This window comes from Shouchella patagoniensis, from assembly GCF_002019705.1.
In the GTDB taxonomy this organism is placed as follows: domain Bacteria; phylum Bacillota; class Bacilli; order Bacillales; family Bacillaceae_D; genus Shouchella; species Shouchella patagoniensis.
This window is the reverse complement of the sequence record NZ_KV917377.1, coordinates 2,656,182-2,671,593: the sequence shown is the minus strand read 5'-3', so window position 1 is coordinate 2,671,593 and position 15,412 is coordinate 2,656,182. Positions and strand designations below refer to the sequence as shown.

17 protein-coding genes and 1 pseudogene are annotated in these 15,412 nt (G+C 40.2%); 13 read left to right on the top strand and 5 right to left on the bottom strand.

Going from position 1 to position 15,412, the window contains the following annotated elements:
* Positions 1-112: 112 nt before the first annotated feature.
* The 7 genes from BK584_RS14095 (at position 113) to BK584_RS14070 (ending at position 8,115) form a co-directional block, all read left to right on the top strand.
* On the top strand, positions 113-370 hold the full coding sequence (locus tag BK584_RS14095; RefSeq protein WP_078393199.1) for a hypothetical protein: 258 nt from the start codon (positions 113-115) through the stop codon (positions 368-370).
* A complete protein-coding gene (locus BK584_RS14090) occupies positions 354-923 on the top strand; it encodes a Rossmann-fold NAD(P)-binding domain-containing protein (protein WP_078393198.1) in 570 nt (189 codons plus the stop codon). Before BK584_RS14095 ends, BK584_RS14090 begins: the two co-directional genes overlap by 17 nt.
* 134 nt (positions 924-1,057) lie before the next feature.
* Positions 1,058-2,389, top strand: a complete 1,332-nt coding sequence (locus BK584_RS14085; protein WP_078393197.1) for an alpha/beta hydrolase — start codon at positions 1,058-1,060, stop codon at positions 2,387-2,389.
* Between the two features lie 231 nt (positions 2,390-2,620).
* Positions 2,621-4,168: a site-specific DNA-methyltransferase gene (locus tag BK584_RS24195; protein WP_245808865.1), complete on the top strand. Its 1,548-nt coding sequence runs from the start codon at positions 2,621-2,623 to the stop codon at positions 4,166-4,168.
* 20 nt (positions 4,169-4,188) lie between these two features.
* Positions 4,189-6,774 carry a DEAD/DEAH box helicase gene (locus BK584_RS14080; RefSeq protein WP_218970340.1) on the top strand — a complete coding sequence of 862 codons (2,586 nt, stop codon included), beginning with the start codon at positions 4,189-4,191 and terminating at the stop codon, positions 6,772-6,774.
* A gap of 111 nt (positions 6,775-6,885) precedes the next feature.
* Positions 6,886-7,461 (top strand): class I SAM-dependent methyltransferase, encoded by a 576-nt coding sequence (locus tag BK584_RS14075; protein ID WP_078393196.1) that lies wholly within the window; start codon positions 6,886-6,888, stop codon positions 7,459-7,461.
* Between the two features lie 90 nt (positions 7,462-7,551).
* Positions 7,552-8,115, top strand: a complete 564-nt coding sequence (locus tag BK584_RS14070) for a nucleotidyltransferase family protein (protein WP_367579296.1) — start codon at positions 7,552-7,554, stop codon at positions 8,113-8,115.
* A 186-nt stretch (positions 8,116-8,301) separates the two neighbouring features.
* Here BK584_RS14070 and BK584_RS25395 read toward each other — a convergent pair whose 3' ends face one another.
* From BK584_RS25395 to BK584_RS25390, 3 genes are read right to left on the bottom strand one after another with little or no spacing between them, the layout of a single operon-like run.
* Positions 8,302-8,430, bottom strand: a complete 129-nt coding sequence (locus BK584_RS25395) for a hypothetical protein (protein ID WP_281255759.1) — start codon at positions 8,428-8,430, stop codon at positions 8,302-8,304.
* Positions 8,423-9,391 (bottom strand): tetratricopeptide repeat protein, encoded by a 969-nt coding sequence (locus BK584_RS14065; protein ID WP_078393195.1) that lies wholly within the window; start codon positions 9,389-9,391, stop codon positions 8,423-8,425. The genes BK584_RS25395 and BK584_RS14065 overlap by 8 nt, the downstream gene beginning before the upstream one ends.
* Positions 9,392-9,419: 28 nt before the next feature.
* Entirely contained in the window at positions 9,420-9,518 is a 99-nt protein-coding gene (locus tag BK584_RS25390) for a response regulator aspartate phosphatase (RefSeq protein ID WP_281255758.1), read from the bottom strand.
* Positions 9,519-9,729: 211 nt separating this feature from the next.
* On the opposite strand from BK584_RS25390, the gene BK584_RS14060 reads away from it, so the two are divergent.
* The 3 genes and pseudogenes from BK584_RS14060 to BK584_RS14050 form a co-directional block, all read left to right on the top strand.
* Positions 9,730-10,044 carry a hypothetical protein gene (locus BK584_RS14060; RefSeq protein WP_078393194.1) on the top strand — a complete coding sequence of 105 codons (315 nt, stop codon included), beginning with the start codon at positions 9,730-9,732 and terminating at the stop codon, positions 10,042-10,044.
* Positions 10,045-10,221: 177 nt separating this feature from the next.
* Positions 10,222-10,863: a hypothetical protein gene (locus tag BK584_RS14055; RefSeq protein ID WP_078393193.1), complete on the top strand. Its 642-nt coding sequence runs from the start codon at positions 10,222-10,224 to the stop codon at positions 10,861-10,863.
* 28 nt (positions 10,864-10,891) lie between these two features.
* Positions 10,892-11,112 (top strand): annotated as a pseudogene (locus BK584_RS14050) (GntT/GntP/DsdX family permease); the annotation flags it as partial.
* Positions 11,113-11,283: 171 nt separating this feature from the next.
* Here BK584_RS14050 and BK584_RS14045 read toward each other — a convergent pair.
* Entirely contained in the window at positions 11,284-11,550 is a 267-nt protein-coding gene (locus BK584_RS14045) for a hypothetical protein (protein WP_078393192.1), read from the bottom strand.
* Between the two features lie 95 nt (positions 11,551-11,645).
* Here BK584_RS14045 and BK584_RS24675 point away from each other — a divergent pair, with 95 nt between their 5' ends.
* Together BK584_RS24675 and BK584_RS14040 are read left to right on the top strand one after the other, a co-directional pair.
* Positions 11,646-11,813: a glycine zipper domain-containing protein gene (locus BK584_RS24675; RefSeq protein WP_169871277.1), complete on the top strand. Its 168-nt coding sequence runs from the start codon at positions 11,646-11,648 to the stop codon at positions 11,811-11,813.
* A 126-nt stretch (positions 11,814-11,939) separates the two neighbouring features.
* Complete coding sequence (locus BK584_RS14040) at positions 11,940-12,764, top strand: hypothetical protein (protein ID WP_078393191.1); 825 nt, start codon at positions 11,940-11,942, stop codon at positions 12,762-12,764.
* 716 nt (positions 12,765-13,480) lie between these two features.
* Here BK584_RS14040 and BK584_RS14035 read toward each other — a convergent pair.
* Complete coding sequence (locus BK584_RS14035) at positions 13,481-14,392, bottom strand: DNA-3-methyladenine glycosylase family protein (protein WP_078393190.1); 912 nt, start codon at positions 14,390-14,392, stop codon at positions 13,481-13,483.
* Positions 14,393-14,481: 89 nt separating this feature from the next.
* On the opposite strand from BK584_RS14035, the gene BK584_RS14030 reads away from it, so the two are divergent.
* Positions 14,482-15,300: an SPL family radical SAM protein gene (locus tag BK584_RS14030; RefSeq protein WP_078393189.1), complete on the top strand. Its 819-nt coding sequence runs from the start codon at positions 14,482-14,484 to the stop codon at positions 15,298-15,300.
* The last annotated feature ends 112 nt before the right edge of the window (positions 15,301-15,412 follow it).

Sequence of the window (15,412 nt, the reverse complement as noted above, 5' to 3'; positions counted from 1 at the left end):
GGCGCTTTTTGGAAGTGGAACCGTATGACCGCAGAAAATCAATATTCCCATTATCCTAGAGGAACAACATTATTTTAAATGGACTGATCAAAACAAGAAAGGTGAAGATAGAATGGCTTTTGTCATACTGACAGCTGTTGGGGTTGTAGGCGTCACCGCTTTTATTGCAGCTATTCGTTTAAGGCATACGATCAAATCAAATGTCATTGCAGTTGGTTTTTGTTTGCTAGGAGGGTGCACCCTCTACTTCTATTTTGGGGGTGATCCAGCTGTAAAAGGATATGCATTTGCTATCCAATTCTTAAACGCTTTATTTGCGGGGGTGTTTGCGATTAAAGGGGACAGCAAAAGAAGTGGAGTTAAGAAATAAAAAAGGAGAGTGGGATTCGTTGAACCATGTGCTTGTATTTGGCGGGACTGGTATGCTTTCAGTGGCGGTGTCTTGGTTGGGGGGACAGTGTAAGAACCTCGTTGTTTATGCACGTAACGAAAAGAAAGCACAGTCGATTCGCCAACCATTTACGTTTTATGAGCTTGATTATAAAAATACCGAAGATGTGAGAAAAGCGATAATGGAGGCGCTAGCGGAAAACGGAGAAGTTGATCTTGTGTTGGTCTGGGTTCATGGAACAGCGCCTCATGCGGTGCAAACAATTATGGATGAAGTAAATCGCCGTCAAGCAAAAAAGTGGCGCCTTGTGCATGTGAAAGGGAGCAGCAGTAGCAAAGAAGCAATTGAGAAGAAGGAAAAAACGAACGGATCCTGTATATATCAGGAAGTATTTTTAGGCTTTATTGTTGAAGAATCACGCTCAAGGTGGTTAACCCATGAGGAAATTTCCAGGGGGACAATCGAAGCAATTGCTAACCCTATATCACGCCACCTAATTGGAACGTTAACACCATGGGATGCACGGCCGTGAAGACGATGTAAGAAGGGGTTCAACCAGAAAAAGAAAGAGGCATGACAACTATATAAGAAAAACGAAAGATTCTGAAACCCCGCTTTTTATCATCCGTAGAAAATGGATAAGAAAAAAGGGGGGTCTTTTTCGTAATGTTAAAAGAGGTAGCAATGAGCGTCAGTTTGTTTGGGCTTGTGTTGTTGGGGGCATGTGCGGGGAATGGTGAGGACACTGATGAACCAGATGAGCAAAGTGGACAGGGGGAAGCTGAAATGGAACCCTTGTTAGGGAGTTGGGTCGGTGATATTGATCTCCAGGGAACCAAGTTGCCAATCGAGATGGTTTTTCATGACGGTGAAGGACATTTAAACATTCCGATGCAGAACCTACATGAGCATCCTTTGGATTTGATTGAAGTAACAGAGGATAATGTCTACATCGAAACGCAAATCAACGGAAAAACATCAACGTTTGATGGAGGATTTAATGGTGATGATGACATCACAGGGACGTACACAGAATCAAATCAGCCTTTTGATTTCTCCTTGAGCCGAGGTAGCATAGAAGATGACGAAGAGAATGTAAACGAAGATTTAGAGACAGCTACGATTGATGTTGCTGGAGGCTCAATGAAAGGCGTCATAGAAAGACCAAAAAGTGATGGTCCATATCCAGTTGCGTTAATTCACGCAGGTTCTGGACCAACGGATAAAGATGGAAACAGTATGATGTTGGCTGGGAAAAATAATAGTTTGAAGATGCTAGCAGAAGCGTTGGCGGAGAACGGAATCGCGAGCATCCGCTATGATAAGCGAAATCTCGGAGATAATCGTTCTCTCGCTACAGAACCAAATGAATTGGTTTTAGAAGATTTTATTGGAGATGCTGCCGCATGGTTAGCATACGCACAAGGTCATGACGACTTTGAAGAAGTTGTGATGGTCGGCCATAGTGAAGGGGCATTAATTGGAACAATTGCGAGTACACAACAGCAAGTTGATGCACTGGTTTTACTAGCTGGACCTGGCAGGCCACTTGATGAAATGATGCTAGAACAGTTGGGTTCTGATCCTCAAGTATCGGAAGACCTTCTGCAGGAAATGGAAAGGTTGTTGGAACAAATAAAAAATGGCGAGATCGTTGAGGAGATGAGCGATGAACTTGTAGGATTGTTCCAACCAACCAATCAACCATTTTTAACGTCCTTGTTTGCGTATGATCCGAGTGAAGAAGTTGCCAAAGTAGAGATGCCTATCCTTGTTATGAATGGTACAACAGATCTACAAGTAAAAGAGGAAGATGCAGAGCGATTAACGAGTGCAAATTCTCTGGCAGAGCTTCAGTTAATTGAAGGCATGAACCACGTGTTAAAAGAGGCGCCAGAGGATCGAGAGGAAAATTTTGAGACGTATGGCAACCCGAATCTACCACTTGCAGACGGATTAGTAGACTCAATTGTTCGTTTTATTAATGGTCTAGAGTGATTATGGAACAAATGGATTACACTGCTTTTTATAAATTGCAATCTTTTAGGGATTATAGGTTTTTAAAAGGTAAGTAATGAGTATAAGTTGGATGTCGCTGAAATTGTAGCGGCCCCCAACAATACAAGTTTTTCCCGCTTTCACATCTCGTATAAGTAAGGTAGTATACTCATTAATGAAGAAGTTTCGTTAATGAGTATTTTGTTGCGAATGAATATAGAGGGTGTTCTGATGAATCGTTTAGAATTAACATGGTATGGAAAAGCAAAGAAGCAAAGATTGGAACCGAGGTTGTTGCTTAAGCAAGAAGAACTGTCGTATCGCCAAGATGGTGATGGCACTGGTGTGTTTGACAATCAACTCATTTATGGAGACAACTTGCTCGCGTTAAAAGCGCTTGAACAAGATTATCGCGATCAAGTGAAATGTGTTGTCATTGACCCCCCTTACAATACAGGTAATGCATTTACTCATTATGATGATGGGTTAGAACATTCAATCTGGTTATCCCTTATGAAACAGCGCTTGGAATTAATTAAGAAGTTAATGGCTGAAGATGGATCTTTATGGATATCGATCGACGATGATGAAGTGCATTATTTAAAAGTGCTTTGTGATGAGATTTTTGGACGTCATAATTTTATCGCCAATGTTGTTTGGGAAAAGAAATATACATTAGCCAATGATGCAAAATGGTTTTCTGACAATCACGATCATCTTTTGGTATATGCCAAAAACAAAGAGATGTGGTTTCCGAACAAACTTCCAAGAACAGACGACATGAATAAAGCTTATAAAAACCCTGATGGGCATCATAAAGGACTTTGGAAAGCAACACCGCTCCACGCAAAAAGCGGACGAGTTATTGAAGGAGGGTTCCAATACACGTTCAAGAATGGTGTCGTTTGGTCACCGCCGGCAGGAACATTTCCGCGCTTTTCACCTGATACATTAAAACGACTTGATGAGCAGGATGAAATTTGGTTTGGAAAAGATGGTCAATCGATTCCATCAAGAAAAACGTTTCTAAACGAATTAAAGCAGCAAGGCATTCCGTCTAAAACCGTTTGGCGCTTTGATGAAGTGGGTCACAATCATGAAGCAAAAGAAGAAGCGAAACGCTTTAATCCGGATGATGTGTTTTCGACGCCTAAACCAGAGAGACTCATTCATAAGATTCTGTCGCTGGCAACAAATGAAGGGGACATTGTGCTTGATTCATTTGCAGGGTCAGGGACTACAGGGGCAGTCGCCCATAAAATGAAGCGGAGATGGATTATGGTTGAGATGGGCGAGCAGTGCTCTACCCATATTGTCCCACGTATGAAAAAAGTGATTGATGGTGAAGACCCGTATGGTGTGACCAGTCAAACCGATTGGAAGTATGGAGGGGGATTTGGTTTTTACAAGCTGGCTCCAAGTTTACTTAAAAAAGATGAATATGGATTTTTGCGTTTGAATCCTAAATATACTGACGAAATGATTGCCCAAGCCGTATGTAAATTAAAAGGATTTGAATATAACGGCGGTTCCCAACCGTTTTGGAAAACAGGTCGATCCACGGAGCGGGATTATATCTTTGTTTATCCGTCCCTTTTTAACGATCAAATTGCCGAGCTCATTAAAAGAGAGTTAGGAGAAGACGAATCACTGTTAGTTTGTTGTAAAGCATATTCCCTTTCAAGTCCGTTAGGAGATCAAATGACAATTGAAAAGATTCCTAATTCGTTCGTTGATCTATATGAGTTTAACGACGAGGACAAAGAGAGTAAAGATTGAGCAGAGAAGGAGGTGCACAGGTGGATCGAGTGAAACAACTAGCTGCAAGAATGAGTTTGCGAAAACCACAAGTGGAGTCATTAACCTGCTTAGATAAGGTGGCGAAACTCGTAGAATGGGAAAAAAAAGACGAACAAGCGGTGATGGAAGACTTGCGCAAACTGCAAAAACAGTTTCCTTCTGTTGAAGCGTTTGAACGGGACTTTTTATCTCTTTGTTTTGCTTTGGCAACAGGTGTCGGCAAAACAAGGCTAATGGGCGCTTTTATCGCTTATTTGTACACGGAAGGGAAAAGCCGCAATTTTTTTGTGTTGGCCCCAAATCTGACCATTTATCGGAAGTTAATTGCCGATTTTACCCCTGGGACTAAAAAGTATGTATTTAAAGGCATTCCCGAACTCGAGAGCAATCAACCTCGCGTAATTACTGGCGAAAATTATGCAGACGGCATTGATGTTTTAAATAACAATCTCTTTGATAATGAACTTCATATCAATATTTTTAATGTCGCAAAAATCAATACAGAAGTACGTGGTGGCAAGTCGCCAAAGATTAAACGTTTAAATGAGTGGATTGGTGAGAGTTACTTCGATTATCTAGCTTCATTAAACGACCTAGTACTCTTGATGGATGAATCCCACCGCTACCGAGCTACAGCCGGTGTGAGAGTATTAAATGAGCTAAAACCCCTTATTGGTTTAGAATTTACAGCTACGCCACAAGTAGAATCAAACGGAAAGACCGTCCCATTTCAAAACATCATTTATCAATATTCATTACATGAAGCGTTGCGTGATGGTTATGTGAAAGAGCCTGTTGTGGCGACAAGAGAGAACTTCGAGAGTGGTTTATATACAGAAGCTGAATTGGAAAAAGTGAAAATGGAAGATGGCTTGTTTATCCATGAAAATACGAAGACAGAACTTGCTGTCTATGCGAAACAGGCAGGAGTTCAAGTTGTTAAGCCGTTTATGCTATTTATTGCTAAAGATCAGCAACATGCAGAGTTGCTCAAAACGATTCTTGAGTCGGAAGAAGTGAAGAACGGTGCTTATCAAGGGAAAGTTCTTACGATTCACTCAAGCAAACGCGGGCTCGAAAAAGATGAAGTGATTGAAAAGCTTGTACATGTAGAAAGCCCGGATTCAGATGTTGAAATCGTGATACACGTTAACATGTTAAAAGAAGGTTGGGATGTGACAAATTTATATACGATTGTCCCGTTGCGTGCCGCAAAATCAAAAACCCTTGTAGAGCAAGCGATTGGTCGAGGGCTTAGGTTACCTTATGGTGAAAAGACAGGTGTAAAAGAGATTGATCGTCTCACAATCGTTGCGCATGATCATTTCCAAGAAATTATTGATGAAGCCAATGTACCGGAGTCGTTCATTAAAGAAGGTTTAGTTCTTGGAAGTAGTTCAACGAGTGAGTCGAAAAAGATGGTTGAAGCACGGCCATTAACAGAAGACAACATCATCGCCCCAGTTAAATTGCACGAAGAAGTGATTCAAGCAACGAAAAATGAAGTGCGCAAGCTTGAGGGGATTCAAACGACAGAAGCGTTATCCAAGTATGCAGAAGAACTGGCACAAAAAGTAGAACGGCTACTCGTTCACCAAGACAAGCAGGTGATAAAACAAACTGTACTCAACTATGTCTTGGAGCTAAAGCAACAGATGGACATTCCTGATATTGTCTTTGCCCCTAGCGAGAAAGTCGATTGGGGATTTAAACCATTTAAGCTCCAAGCAACCGATATGGTTCTAAAACCACTATCATCAGATTTGTTTATCCATTTATTGTTAAAAGATGAACGACAACGGTTTGAGCATCCTCTAGACGTCAAAGACATCGATGCGAAGAGGGTTCTTATTGAGCGTCTTACGGATTACCCCGAAGTTTCTTATGAGGAACATGCGCCGCTTTTGCATGACCTTGTAAAGCAAATGATGCAATTGTTAGCAGAACAGTATCCAAACGAAACGGTGCCAGCGCTTGTACTTCATTACAAAGAAAAAGTGAGCCAAGTTATTTATGACCAGTTAAAAAATGCGTATTATGAAAACAATCAAGCAGGGGCGTACCAAGCATCTGTTGTGAAGGGTTTTCAACTACTTGAACCGCTCTATTTTGCGGTGGAAAAGAAGAATATTCGTCCTGTTCGTCAACCGCCGCAGGAAAAAATGATGATTCGACAGCTTTTGTTTGAAGGATTCCAAAAATGTTTATATCCGTATCAACGTTTTGATTCAGACAGTGAAAGAAGGCTAACGGTTATTCTTGAAGAGGACCATGACGTCATTAAGTGGTTTAAGCCCGCGAAAGAACAGTTGCATATCCGTTATGGTCAGAACCAACGTTACGTCCCTGATTTCATCATTGAGACGTCTTCAGACAAGCTTCTTTGCGAAGTGAAACGCAGCGATGAACAGCATACCGATTTAGTAATAGATAAAGCAAAAGCGGCTGCCCAATGGTGTGAAGTGGCAAGTGAGTATGAACGAGAACACGGAGGGAAAAGGTGGAAGTATCTATTGATCCCTCATGATCAGATTCAAGCGAATCAAACAGTCGAAAGCTTGCTTTCACACTATGAATGGAAATAAGATCGTTTCGCTAAGCAAACAGCTTGGCGAAACTTTTATTTAGTAGAATGTTATGGCAAACGCAAAAAAGGAACTAATGAAACACCATCTGTTTAAAGCTCATTAACCATCATGAAAACAAACCTACATATATTCTTTATTATCCGACTAAAAGGGTCTTGGCTCCACCAACCTGCTAAAACAGTCATCGATTCTCTTGCATATTTCCCTGCCGATGCACCACTTCGGGTATTAGACTTAGGTTGTGGTGTGGGGAGAAATGGCATTCCAATTGCCAAAAAGATGCCACAATCAACGATTGTTTGCGTTGATTTACTTGAGTCAGCAATCAATCAATTAAAAAACTATTGCAAAAGGTTTCACGTGGAACGGCAAATGGAATTTATACAGTCTGATATTTCTGATTACAATATTAAGAGAAATGCATTTGATTATATTGTTGCAGTGTCAAGTCTTGAACATGTTGCTTCGAAATTGATTTTAATTGATGTTCTTCAAGCCTTGAAGCAAGGAACAAAAGCAGGCGGAATCAACTGTTTTATTATGAATTCGAATGTGGAGGAAGTGGTGTTGAAAACAGGGAAAAAAATCGAGCCTTGTATGGAAGTAAACCTTTCGACAGGAGCATTACTTACGATTTTACGCCATGTATATAGCGATTGGGAAGGAACTCGTTGTTCAACCTAAACCACTCGCATATGAAGTTAATCGTAGGGGGGAAAAGGTATGGCTTAAAACAACGGCCCTTACATATGTAGTACAAAGGAGGTGTACACCGTGCTGAAATCGAAGGATGAAATCATTGAGGTTATTAAATCGGATGAGCTCATGATGCACGTACTAAGGATAGTGCAGTCTCTTTGTTTGCCTGAATGGTGGATTGCTGCTGGCTTTGTTCGCTCGAAAGTTTGGGATGTTCAACATGGCTTTTTAGCTCCCACTCCATTACCGGATGTGGATGTTATTTATTTTGACCAAGTGAACAAAAGTGAAACAAAGGAAAAGAAATGGGAGAGACAACTCGCACAAATCGAGCCAAACGTACCGTGGTCAGTGAAGAACCAAGCGCGTATGCATCTAAAAAACAACTTGCCCCCATACACATCGTCTATAGACGCAATAGCTTCTTTCCCAGAAACTGCAACAGCTGTAGTTGTGACGTTAAGTGAAGAGGGAAATGTTGTTTTAACAGCGCCTTGGGGAGTGGAGGATCTGCTTCAATTACGTGTGAAACCAACGCCTCTTTATCAATCAGATGAGCGAAGAAGTACTTTCTTTAGACGGGTTGCTCAAAAAGATTGGGTATCAACGTGGAAGATGGTTCAGGTAGATGGTGAATAGAGAGGTAGTACACGGATCGTAAGGAGATGATACTTTTTTTATAAGAGTTTAAATATTTGCGATGCTATCCCAACTCGTGTACTGTTACTCATAAGATTAAAATCTTGCTTCGAAGTGAAAAAACAACGGTTCCATCTTTGTTATAAACGAAAATGGAACCGTTGTTTTTTATTAAAAGCTATAGGTTTAAGAAATATCTGCTTTATCACGAGCTTGAATAAGAACGTCATTACCGCTACTGTAATCGATAAAATCAGAAAACCCGGTAGAAAAGGAAACGGCTACCAATGATAATAAGAAAAAGTGCTTAAACAATTTGATTATCTCCTAAAGAATTTTGATAGAGTCGTGCTTTATGCGCAACTTTCATATACTTCAACGCCAAAGCTGTTTCTCCTGCATCTTCAGCAACACGTGCTGCTTCCTCTGATAGCTCAGCCACTTCAAAATCCATTCCGTCTGTTTTAAGAAGTTCAATGGCTGTATCGACTAGTTTGTAATCGTTATTAATATGTAACCCTTCTGTAAATAGGCAACGAGCAGTATATTCATTGTTTTTATAATAAATAGCACCTGTTTTAGCTAATTGAAAGTTTTTAACTGCCTCTTCGTACTTTCCTTGATTAAACAATGAGTTACACAAGTTATATCTTGTTTTTGCACCAAATACAGTATCTTCATGTTGTGTTACATCAAGCGCTTTTCTAAAATACATTTCTGCTTCAGTAAATTTTTTTAGGCTCTGTTTGTTTAACCCTAATGAGCGCAGTACTAATGAATAAACGATAGGGAATGGCTCTGCAGTTATCAAAGCATCTTTTAAAATTTCTTCCCCTTTTTTAGCGTTGTGTAGCTCTTGAAAAATAGATGCAGTAATAATCTGATAATTAACTTCCTGCTCTTTATAATTTATTTTTTTAAAACTTACTTCCGCTTGCTCCATATAGGAGGAAGCAACTAAATATTGATTAAGACGATAATAAACTAAGCCCGTATACAAATAAAATTCGGCTTCTTCAGCTTCGTCATTAACGTACTCTAGTAACCGTTCGGCTTTTCGAAACATTTTAACTGCAGACCTATAGCGTTCTTGAACGTACTCGTTTTGACCACTCACAAAATAATAAAGGTATTTTAACATGTTATAAATCTCTGTTGCTTGTTCAACATGTTCTAAGCTGAAATCACTCTCATTCTTGTTATACCGACTGACTAACAGATTATGTTTAAATTCAACCAATGAAAAATAAGCCATAATTTTGTCGTCTTTCGCCATCGTATTAATTTGCTGTTGAACTTCTTCTTTATAATAGAATCGCCTGTTCAAATGATTTTGAGACGATACAACTATGCCACTCTACAATTTTAGCTCCAACTAGTTCAGGACGAACTGCATGAATCATAATGTCACTCCCATATCTATGTATTTATAGGAATAATCATACTATTCATTTAAAAATTTTGGAATCTTTTCTGCATATTTCCCAATACCGTGGAAATAAACTAATTGTTTACTTGTAAATGTAATCAGCACGGTTGTATCGATAGGGGTTATTTTGTTTCTTTTGCGGAAAAGCTAGGGGGTAAAAATGGAACAGTAAAGTGGAGGACGAAATGGTTCGACTAATACGTATTGAGATCTTCGTAAATGAATCGTATACAGATCGTGAACGAGCAATGTTGCAAACAATGCTGCTTAACGTTAGCTCGCTATCAAATGCACTTGTGACGGGGGAGGAGCTTGTCTTATATCCAGTCTCAACAAGCAAAGCGGATTTTTCTGTTGATTTGGTTTTTAAGCATGCGATAGAAGATCAGCAAGCGGAGGAGCTTGGAAGCCGTATTAAACGGGTAATCACAAACAGTTTTAAAATGAGCAAGTTGAAAAGCCCGACAATCGAAAGTAGAGCACGTGTTGATAGAAGGTAAGAAATGAATGGCAATGACTTTTGGCTACCACTAATGTTTAAGTGAACCGTGTATACAATGGTTAAAACATTTTTAAAAAACAGACTGCGAATGAATGGAGATTGGTAGACAGAATTAGGTAGCTAGTCGTGACTTTTAATTCAAACAACATGCGTTTATAATGAGGGGGCGTTCTGCATGATTAGTGCAGAAGTCGCTAATTGGTTCGTACTGGAGTTGACTCTTATGACTGAACTTATTTGGGTGCTTGCGATTATTGTCGTTCTCGCCTTTGTTTATAGATATGCGATTCACCCCCCTCTGCGTAGAAAGCAGAAGACACGCAAAGTGGAAAAAGAGCTTGTCGAGAATGATGAGCATAAAGATTTGCTTATTGCGTCTTTTAAAGCCATTCGAAAAGAATTGAGTCGTGCAGGTACGGGAATCGATGAGTTGAAACGGAACTACAACTTGATGGGGACTCGTACTCAGTTTGAAGTTGATCAGAAAAAGGTCTCTCTTTATTTCGAGGAAGACGACATCTCTTTGCGCTATTCAAATAAGAAATGGTATATACGGAATGAGAAACAAGAAACCGTTTCGCTTGAAATCCCATTTAACCATTATGACGCTGATTATTGGCATCGGGCTGGTGACATTTTAACAATGTTACCCCTATGGTGTCAGGCGGCGAATACGCATTATTTTCTTTCAGAAGAGGAAGCAAAGGAGAAGCGGGAGCAAATTGAAACAAAGCTTTTTCGGGAAATTGATCTGTTTATAAACGATTTATCCAGTAGGTATTCTCCAAGCCCACTGTTAAATGTCGGTGGTTCGTGAGTTAAGAAGAGCGGCAACGAAGCTGCTCTTTATGGGCATTGAAGGAGCGATTCCACTTGCTCTTGTTGTGATGGCGATTGAGCGGGAGCGATGACCGTCAGTCATGTAAATGATAGCTATTTCTGGGTTGTGACTGAATTTAGTGGGATGGAAGTAATCGATGCGTATAAAGCGCAAACAATGGCAACGTTGCTGCAAGGCGTCGTAACGATATCCGTAACGATGTTGTTATGGAGTATCCTTGTATAAGTCTTACTCTTGTTTGCAATCATCTTTATTTAAGTATAGTAACTTAAAGAATTGCATAGGAAGAACGATTATAATAAAAATGAGGAGAGAATAAAGAGGTTCGCAGTCAAAGTGACTGCGACCTTTCTTTTTTCGGAAAAACGTCTTGATTGATTTTATTTTGCGCTATCGTTAATATGTTTCGTCAGTATCTGTTTGATCTCTATACATCGATTCAAATTTATGTACATGTACATCAATGATGCGATTACTTGTCGCAGAATCTTTAATTGGGGACAGGTCCATTAAATCGTTGTAATAAAAGTCAATAAGCAATTCTTCAACTTCTGATGGATTAATGCCATCAGATTCGGCTTCGCGGTATAATTGGGTTGTGTCTCGGATGTTTTCAAGAATTAGCTTTCTCCGTACATAGATGAGTAATTCGTCTTTTGTCATCGTCTAAAAACTCCTTTTTTAAGCAGGCATACAACTAGGTTGTGTAGGAAGTTGTGCGTGTATGCAAATACATAAAAAGAAAGCAGAGGATTATTATGACTAAAAATCAACCGAGAAAACGGAGAGTAGGATCGGCTCTTTTGCTTGGTCTTTGTTTAGGCGTTATCTTTGGTATGATGACGAATCAGTTAGCTGTGTATATCGTTATCGGGACGTTGCTTGGTGCACTTGTTGACTGGAATAAATCAAAGGCAAGGAAGTAAAAATACTCTTGCTACTAAAAGGTATGGGTGTTTATCTAATCGACGAGTAAAAACGATTTCTTTTTAAAAAGGATTCGTTTATTCTTTAGATAACAGAATATTATAAATTATAAGGGGGTTATTTTTATGAAGCAAGTGTACCTTGTAGATGCCGAGACGGGAGAAGTCATTTCGGAAGTCGCAAGTTACAGGACGGTTAAACAACAAGAAGCATGGGCACGGATTTATAAACTCAAAGAGATGAGAAGAGCGACTCACGCTCCATTCGTTGCCTGTTATCACGCGCCAATTCGCGAGAAAATGGACAAGCTATCATTAACGGAGGCGGGCGCGTTATTACACTTGATTATGAAGATGCGGATAGACAAAAAAGGCAAGCTTTATTACTGTCGTGGTACGTATTTAACACAATACCATTGCCAACACTTGTTTAATCGAAGTCAAAATCGAACGGCTGAAATTTTGAAGAGGCTAGAAGCGGTTGATCTTCTTATTTCCGAGCGTGAAGGACGTTATTTAACCTACAGCATGAATGAAGCGTTCCACTGTCGTGGAAAACTACGCAAGCAGAAATTCACAAAACTGGCGTTAACGGATACTTCATTTAAATTCATAAATGTGCTCACGTTAACAGAAGCCGGATTCCTCTATAAACTACTACCTTTTGTTCATTTCAAAACCAACCTGATTGTCGTTAATCCAGATGAGTTTGAAGGAAGCGAACTTCGGCCATTTAGCCGAAATGATTTAGCAAAAGAGCTTAAATGTGATTTTAAAAGTGTAACGAAAAGGATGAAAAGCCTTTCGGAAAAAAGAATTATTCAAGTTAAAACGGTAAAAAAAAGCCATTGTTATCGCATTCATCCCGACGTCTTATATCGGAAGTATGGGACTGGGCAAGATACGGAAAGCAATCAACTCCGTGCTTCTTTTTTATCGGAGGAAAATTAGGGAAACAATCGTAGTTAAGAGGGGAAAAAACAGTGTCTCATGAACGCAGCAATTTATGTGTGGTGTCGTTCGAAAACGCTTGCGGAGCTTGGGGTTGTTTATGTAGCAATACCGGTCGCATCATCTGGTTATATCCTCTTTATCTTGTGCGGAGCGCATATGATAACTCGTTCCTGTTCGAACGTTTGAGAACCCCACTTAGCAAACCTTGGCCGGTGCAGAATAAACAGCCTGCCTAAAGGTGCAGAGTTCTATACAACAACAACAACTTTTTTAGAGGGGAGTGATTTTTTATCAGATTTTGGACCCTCTTCCTTGGATTATGTCAACGTATTATAGTGCTCAGTTTTTTAAACGGATAAAAAAGGAAGCACCTGCCAGGTTGAGTAGGTGCTTAACGTCAAAATGCTACATCCCAAATTGAATCTCCACCAAATTGGCTCAAATCTCCACGCTAAAGCGAAAAATCTCCACTTTTGGCTTCGAATTCTCCGCCTTAAGGACAGAATCTACACATTGGGATCACAAATCTCCAGCTTTTTAACTGGTCTATACTTGAACTCTCTCATTAAATGCAAACTCCAATTGGGCCCTGTAGGAATCACATGCGCTTGTTAAAGGACTCTATTTTTCTCAAGTACTTGAACATGAACGTCTATCGATTCAGGGTACTTGATGCCCGTATCGTTTTAAACCGATCTAGTTAACGTTTATAATTAATACAACAACCGCCACAAATAAAATGTTGCATAAGACTCAAAACCTCTCCAAGGCTTTGCTATTTCACAAATCTCTGTTTTGGTTGGTTTGCGTTCACTGCCATAAATAAACTTGATCGCATTGTGCAATCCCACGTCATCAATTGGAAAAGCATTAGGAAAACGCAAGCACCGCATTAAGACATAATTAGCCGTCCATGGGCCAATACCACGAATGGAGGTTAGTTGTTTTTCAGCTGTCTTTAAATCATTTCCGAGGTGTTCTTTTGATAGAGTACGATCCGTTAGTAATTGCGAGACAGACAGCAAGTATTCGGCTTTTCTCCTAGTCATTCCGAGGTTCATCAGTTCTTCTATGGATGAGGACGCCACGGTGTCTGCTTTTGGAAACAACCAAAACGTGATACCGTCCGAATCAATTGCTGACCCAAATCGTTCAACAAAGCGACTTTTAAGAGTATAGGCATAGCTAAGATTGATTTGTTGGCCAAGAATGCCCCAAACAAGAGCTTCGTAGAGGTCAGGAATGCCCATAACACGCAAGCCATAAAAGTGAGAAACCGGCTGATGAAGCAAAGGATCTAGCGCTGCCATTGAGTAGAAGGGGCTTAGATCCGTATATAAATCAAACCAATCACACACATAAGTGATGACTTTGTACCGCATGTCTTTGTCTAAAGGTGCTTGCTGCAAGAAACGGACCCATAAATCCGAGTCGTTTTCAGAGCTTATCCGGATAAGGCACGCTTGTCCTTCTACTTCAATTGCCCGTATGACAGATCCCCCTTCTATATAAAACATACATTCATTTGTTGATCGTTTTAAATAAGCAAGGTTTGCTTGAAACGAAAAGGGCTCATCAGTGCGAATAATAGCGTGGTGATGATTGATCCATTTTGTTGACTTCATAATAAAGATGCTCCCCTCTTTTTAATGCGCTTGCAGCTATTTGTGCAGCGTAGTAAAGTTCGAATACTTCTTTCACATAGGAGGCTGCAATGAAAAGTGAATTCTTATATAAATACCCAAAAACGCTTTTAAATAAAGGCGTCGGTTTTTTAAAAGGCTATAGTCATTCCTTAAATCCATATACTGGTTGTGTGTTCGCTTGCTCGTACTGTTATGTACGACAGATGCCTGTTCAGCTTTTTCGTGATCAAGATTGGGGCGAATGGGTTGATGTAAAACAAGGGGCGCAAAGCATCCTTGAAAAAGAGCTAAAGCGCGAAAAGAAAAAGGGCCCGGTTACAATTTTTATGTCATCAAGTACGGATCCTTATCAGCCGATTGAACATAAAGAACAGGTGACACGGGGGTTGCTTAAGGCAATGGTGCAAAACCCACCTGATTTTTTATTTGTGCAAACACGGAGTTCTCTCGTGACCAGAGATATTGACTTGTTGCAAACACTTGGACCGAGAGTCCGTGTCAGCATGACAGTTGAAACAGATTCTGATGAGATTCGTAAGCATTTCTCTCCCTCCGCACCACCAATAGCAGGTCGACTGAAAGCGTTAGTGCGCTTACGTGAAGCGGGCGTTGCTACGCAAGCAACCGTTGCCCCACTCTTGCCAAGCTCACCAGCGTTTGCTCAAGTCCTATCTGAAACGGTCGATCGAGTGTGCATCGATGATTTTTATATGGGTGATGGTAGTAAAGGCAAACGAACGGAACGGCTTGGTATTTATGCGTTACACAAGGAGATTGGAATGGAAAAATGGTACGAGCCAGATGCGTATCAAAAACTAGTGCGCCGGTTGCGTAGCCAGTTTTCAACGGATCAAATCTATATCAGTGAAACGGGATTCTTACCTTAATCAGATAAGCGCTATGATTACTTAAATTAACGACAAAAATAGATTGACAATCTTAATTATAAACGTAGAGCGTCATTAGTGAATGGAGATTACTAGAACAAGGCTTGTCCAT

Bases quoted from the DNA above. Each gene is read 5' to 3' on its own strand.
- BK584_RS24195 (WP_245808865.1), top strand. From the start codon at position 2,621: ATGAATCGTTTAGAATTAACATGGTATGGAAAAGCAAAGAAGCAAAGA.
- BK584_RS14055 (WP_078393193.1), top strand. From the start codon at position 10,222: ATGATTAGTGCAGAAGTCGCTAATTGGTTCGTACTGGAGTTGACTCTT.
- BK584_RS14060 (WP_078393194.1), top strand. From the start codon at position 9,730: ATGGTTCGACTAATACGTATTGAGATCTTCGTAAATGAATCGTATACA.
- BK584_RS14095 (WP_078393199.1), top strand. From the start codon at position 113: ATGGCTTTTGTCATACTGACAGCTGTTGGGGTTGTAGGCGTCACCGCT.
- BK584_RS14045 (WP_078393192.1), bottom strand. From the start codon at position 11,550: ATGACAAAAGACGAATTACTCATCTATGTACGGAGAAAGCTAATTCTT.
- BK584_RS14040 (WP_078393191.1), top strand. From the start codon at position 11,940: ATGAAGCAAGTGTACCTTGTAGATGCCGAGACGGGAGAAGTCATTTCG.
- BK584_RS14075 (WP_078393196.1), top strand. From the start codon at position 6,886: ATGAAAACAAACCTACATATATTCTTTATTATCCGACTAAAAGGGTCT.
- BK584_RS14085 (WP_078393197.1), top strand. From the start codon at position 1,058: ATGTTAAAAGAGGTAGCAATGAGCGTCAGTTTGTTTGGGCTTGTGTTG.
- BK584_RS14065 (WP_078393195.1), bottom strand. From the start codon at position 9,391: ATGGCGAAAGACGACAAAATTATGGCTTATTTTTCATTGGTTGAATTT.
- BK584_RS24675 (WP_169871277.1), top strand. From the start codon at position 11,646: ATGACTAAAAATCAACCGAGAAAACGGAGAGTAGGATCGGCTCTTTTG.
- BK584_RS14030 (WP_078393189.1), top strand. From the start codon at position 14,482: ATGAAAAGTGAATTCTTATATAAATACCCAAAAACGCTTTTAAATAAA.
- BK584_RS14035 (WP_078393190.1), bottom strand. From the start codon at position 14,392: ATGAAGTCAACAAAATGGATCAATCATCACCACGCTATTATTCGCACT.
- BK584_RS25390 (WP_281255758.1), bottom strand. From the start codon at position 9,518: ATGATTCATGCAGTTCGTCCTGAACTAGTTGGAGCTAAAATTGTAGAG.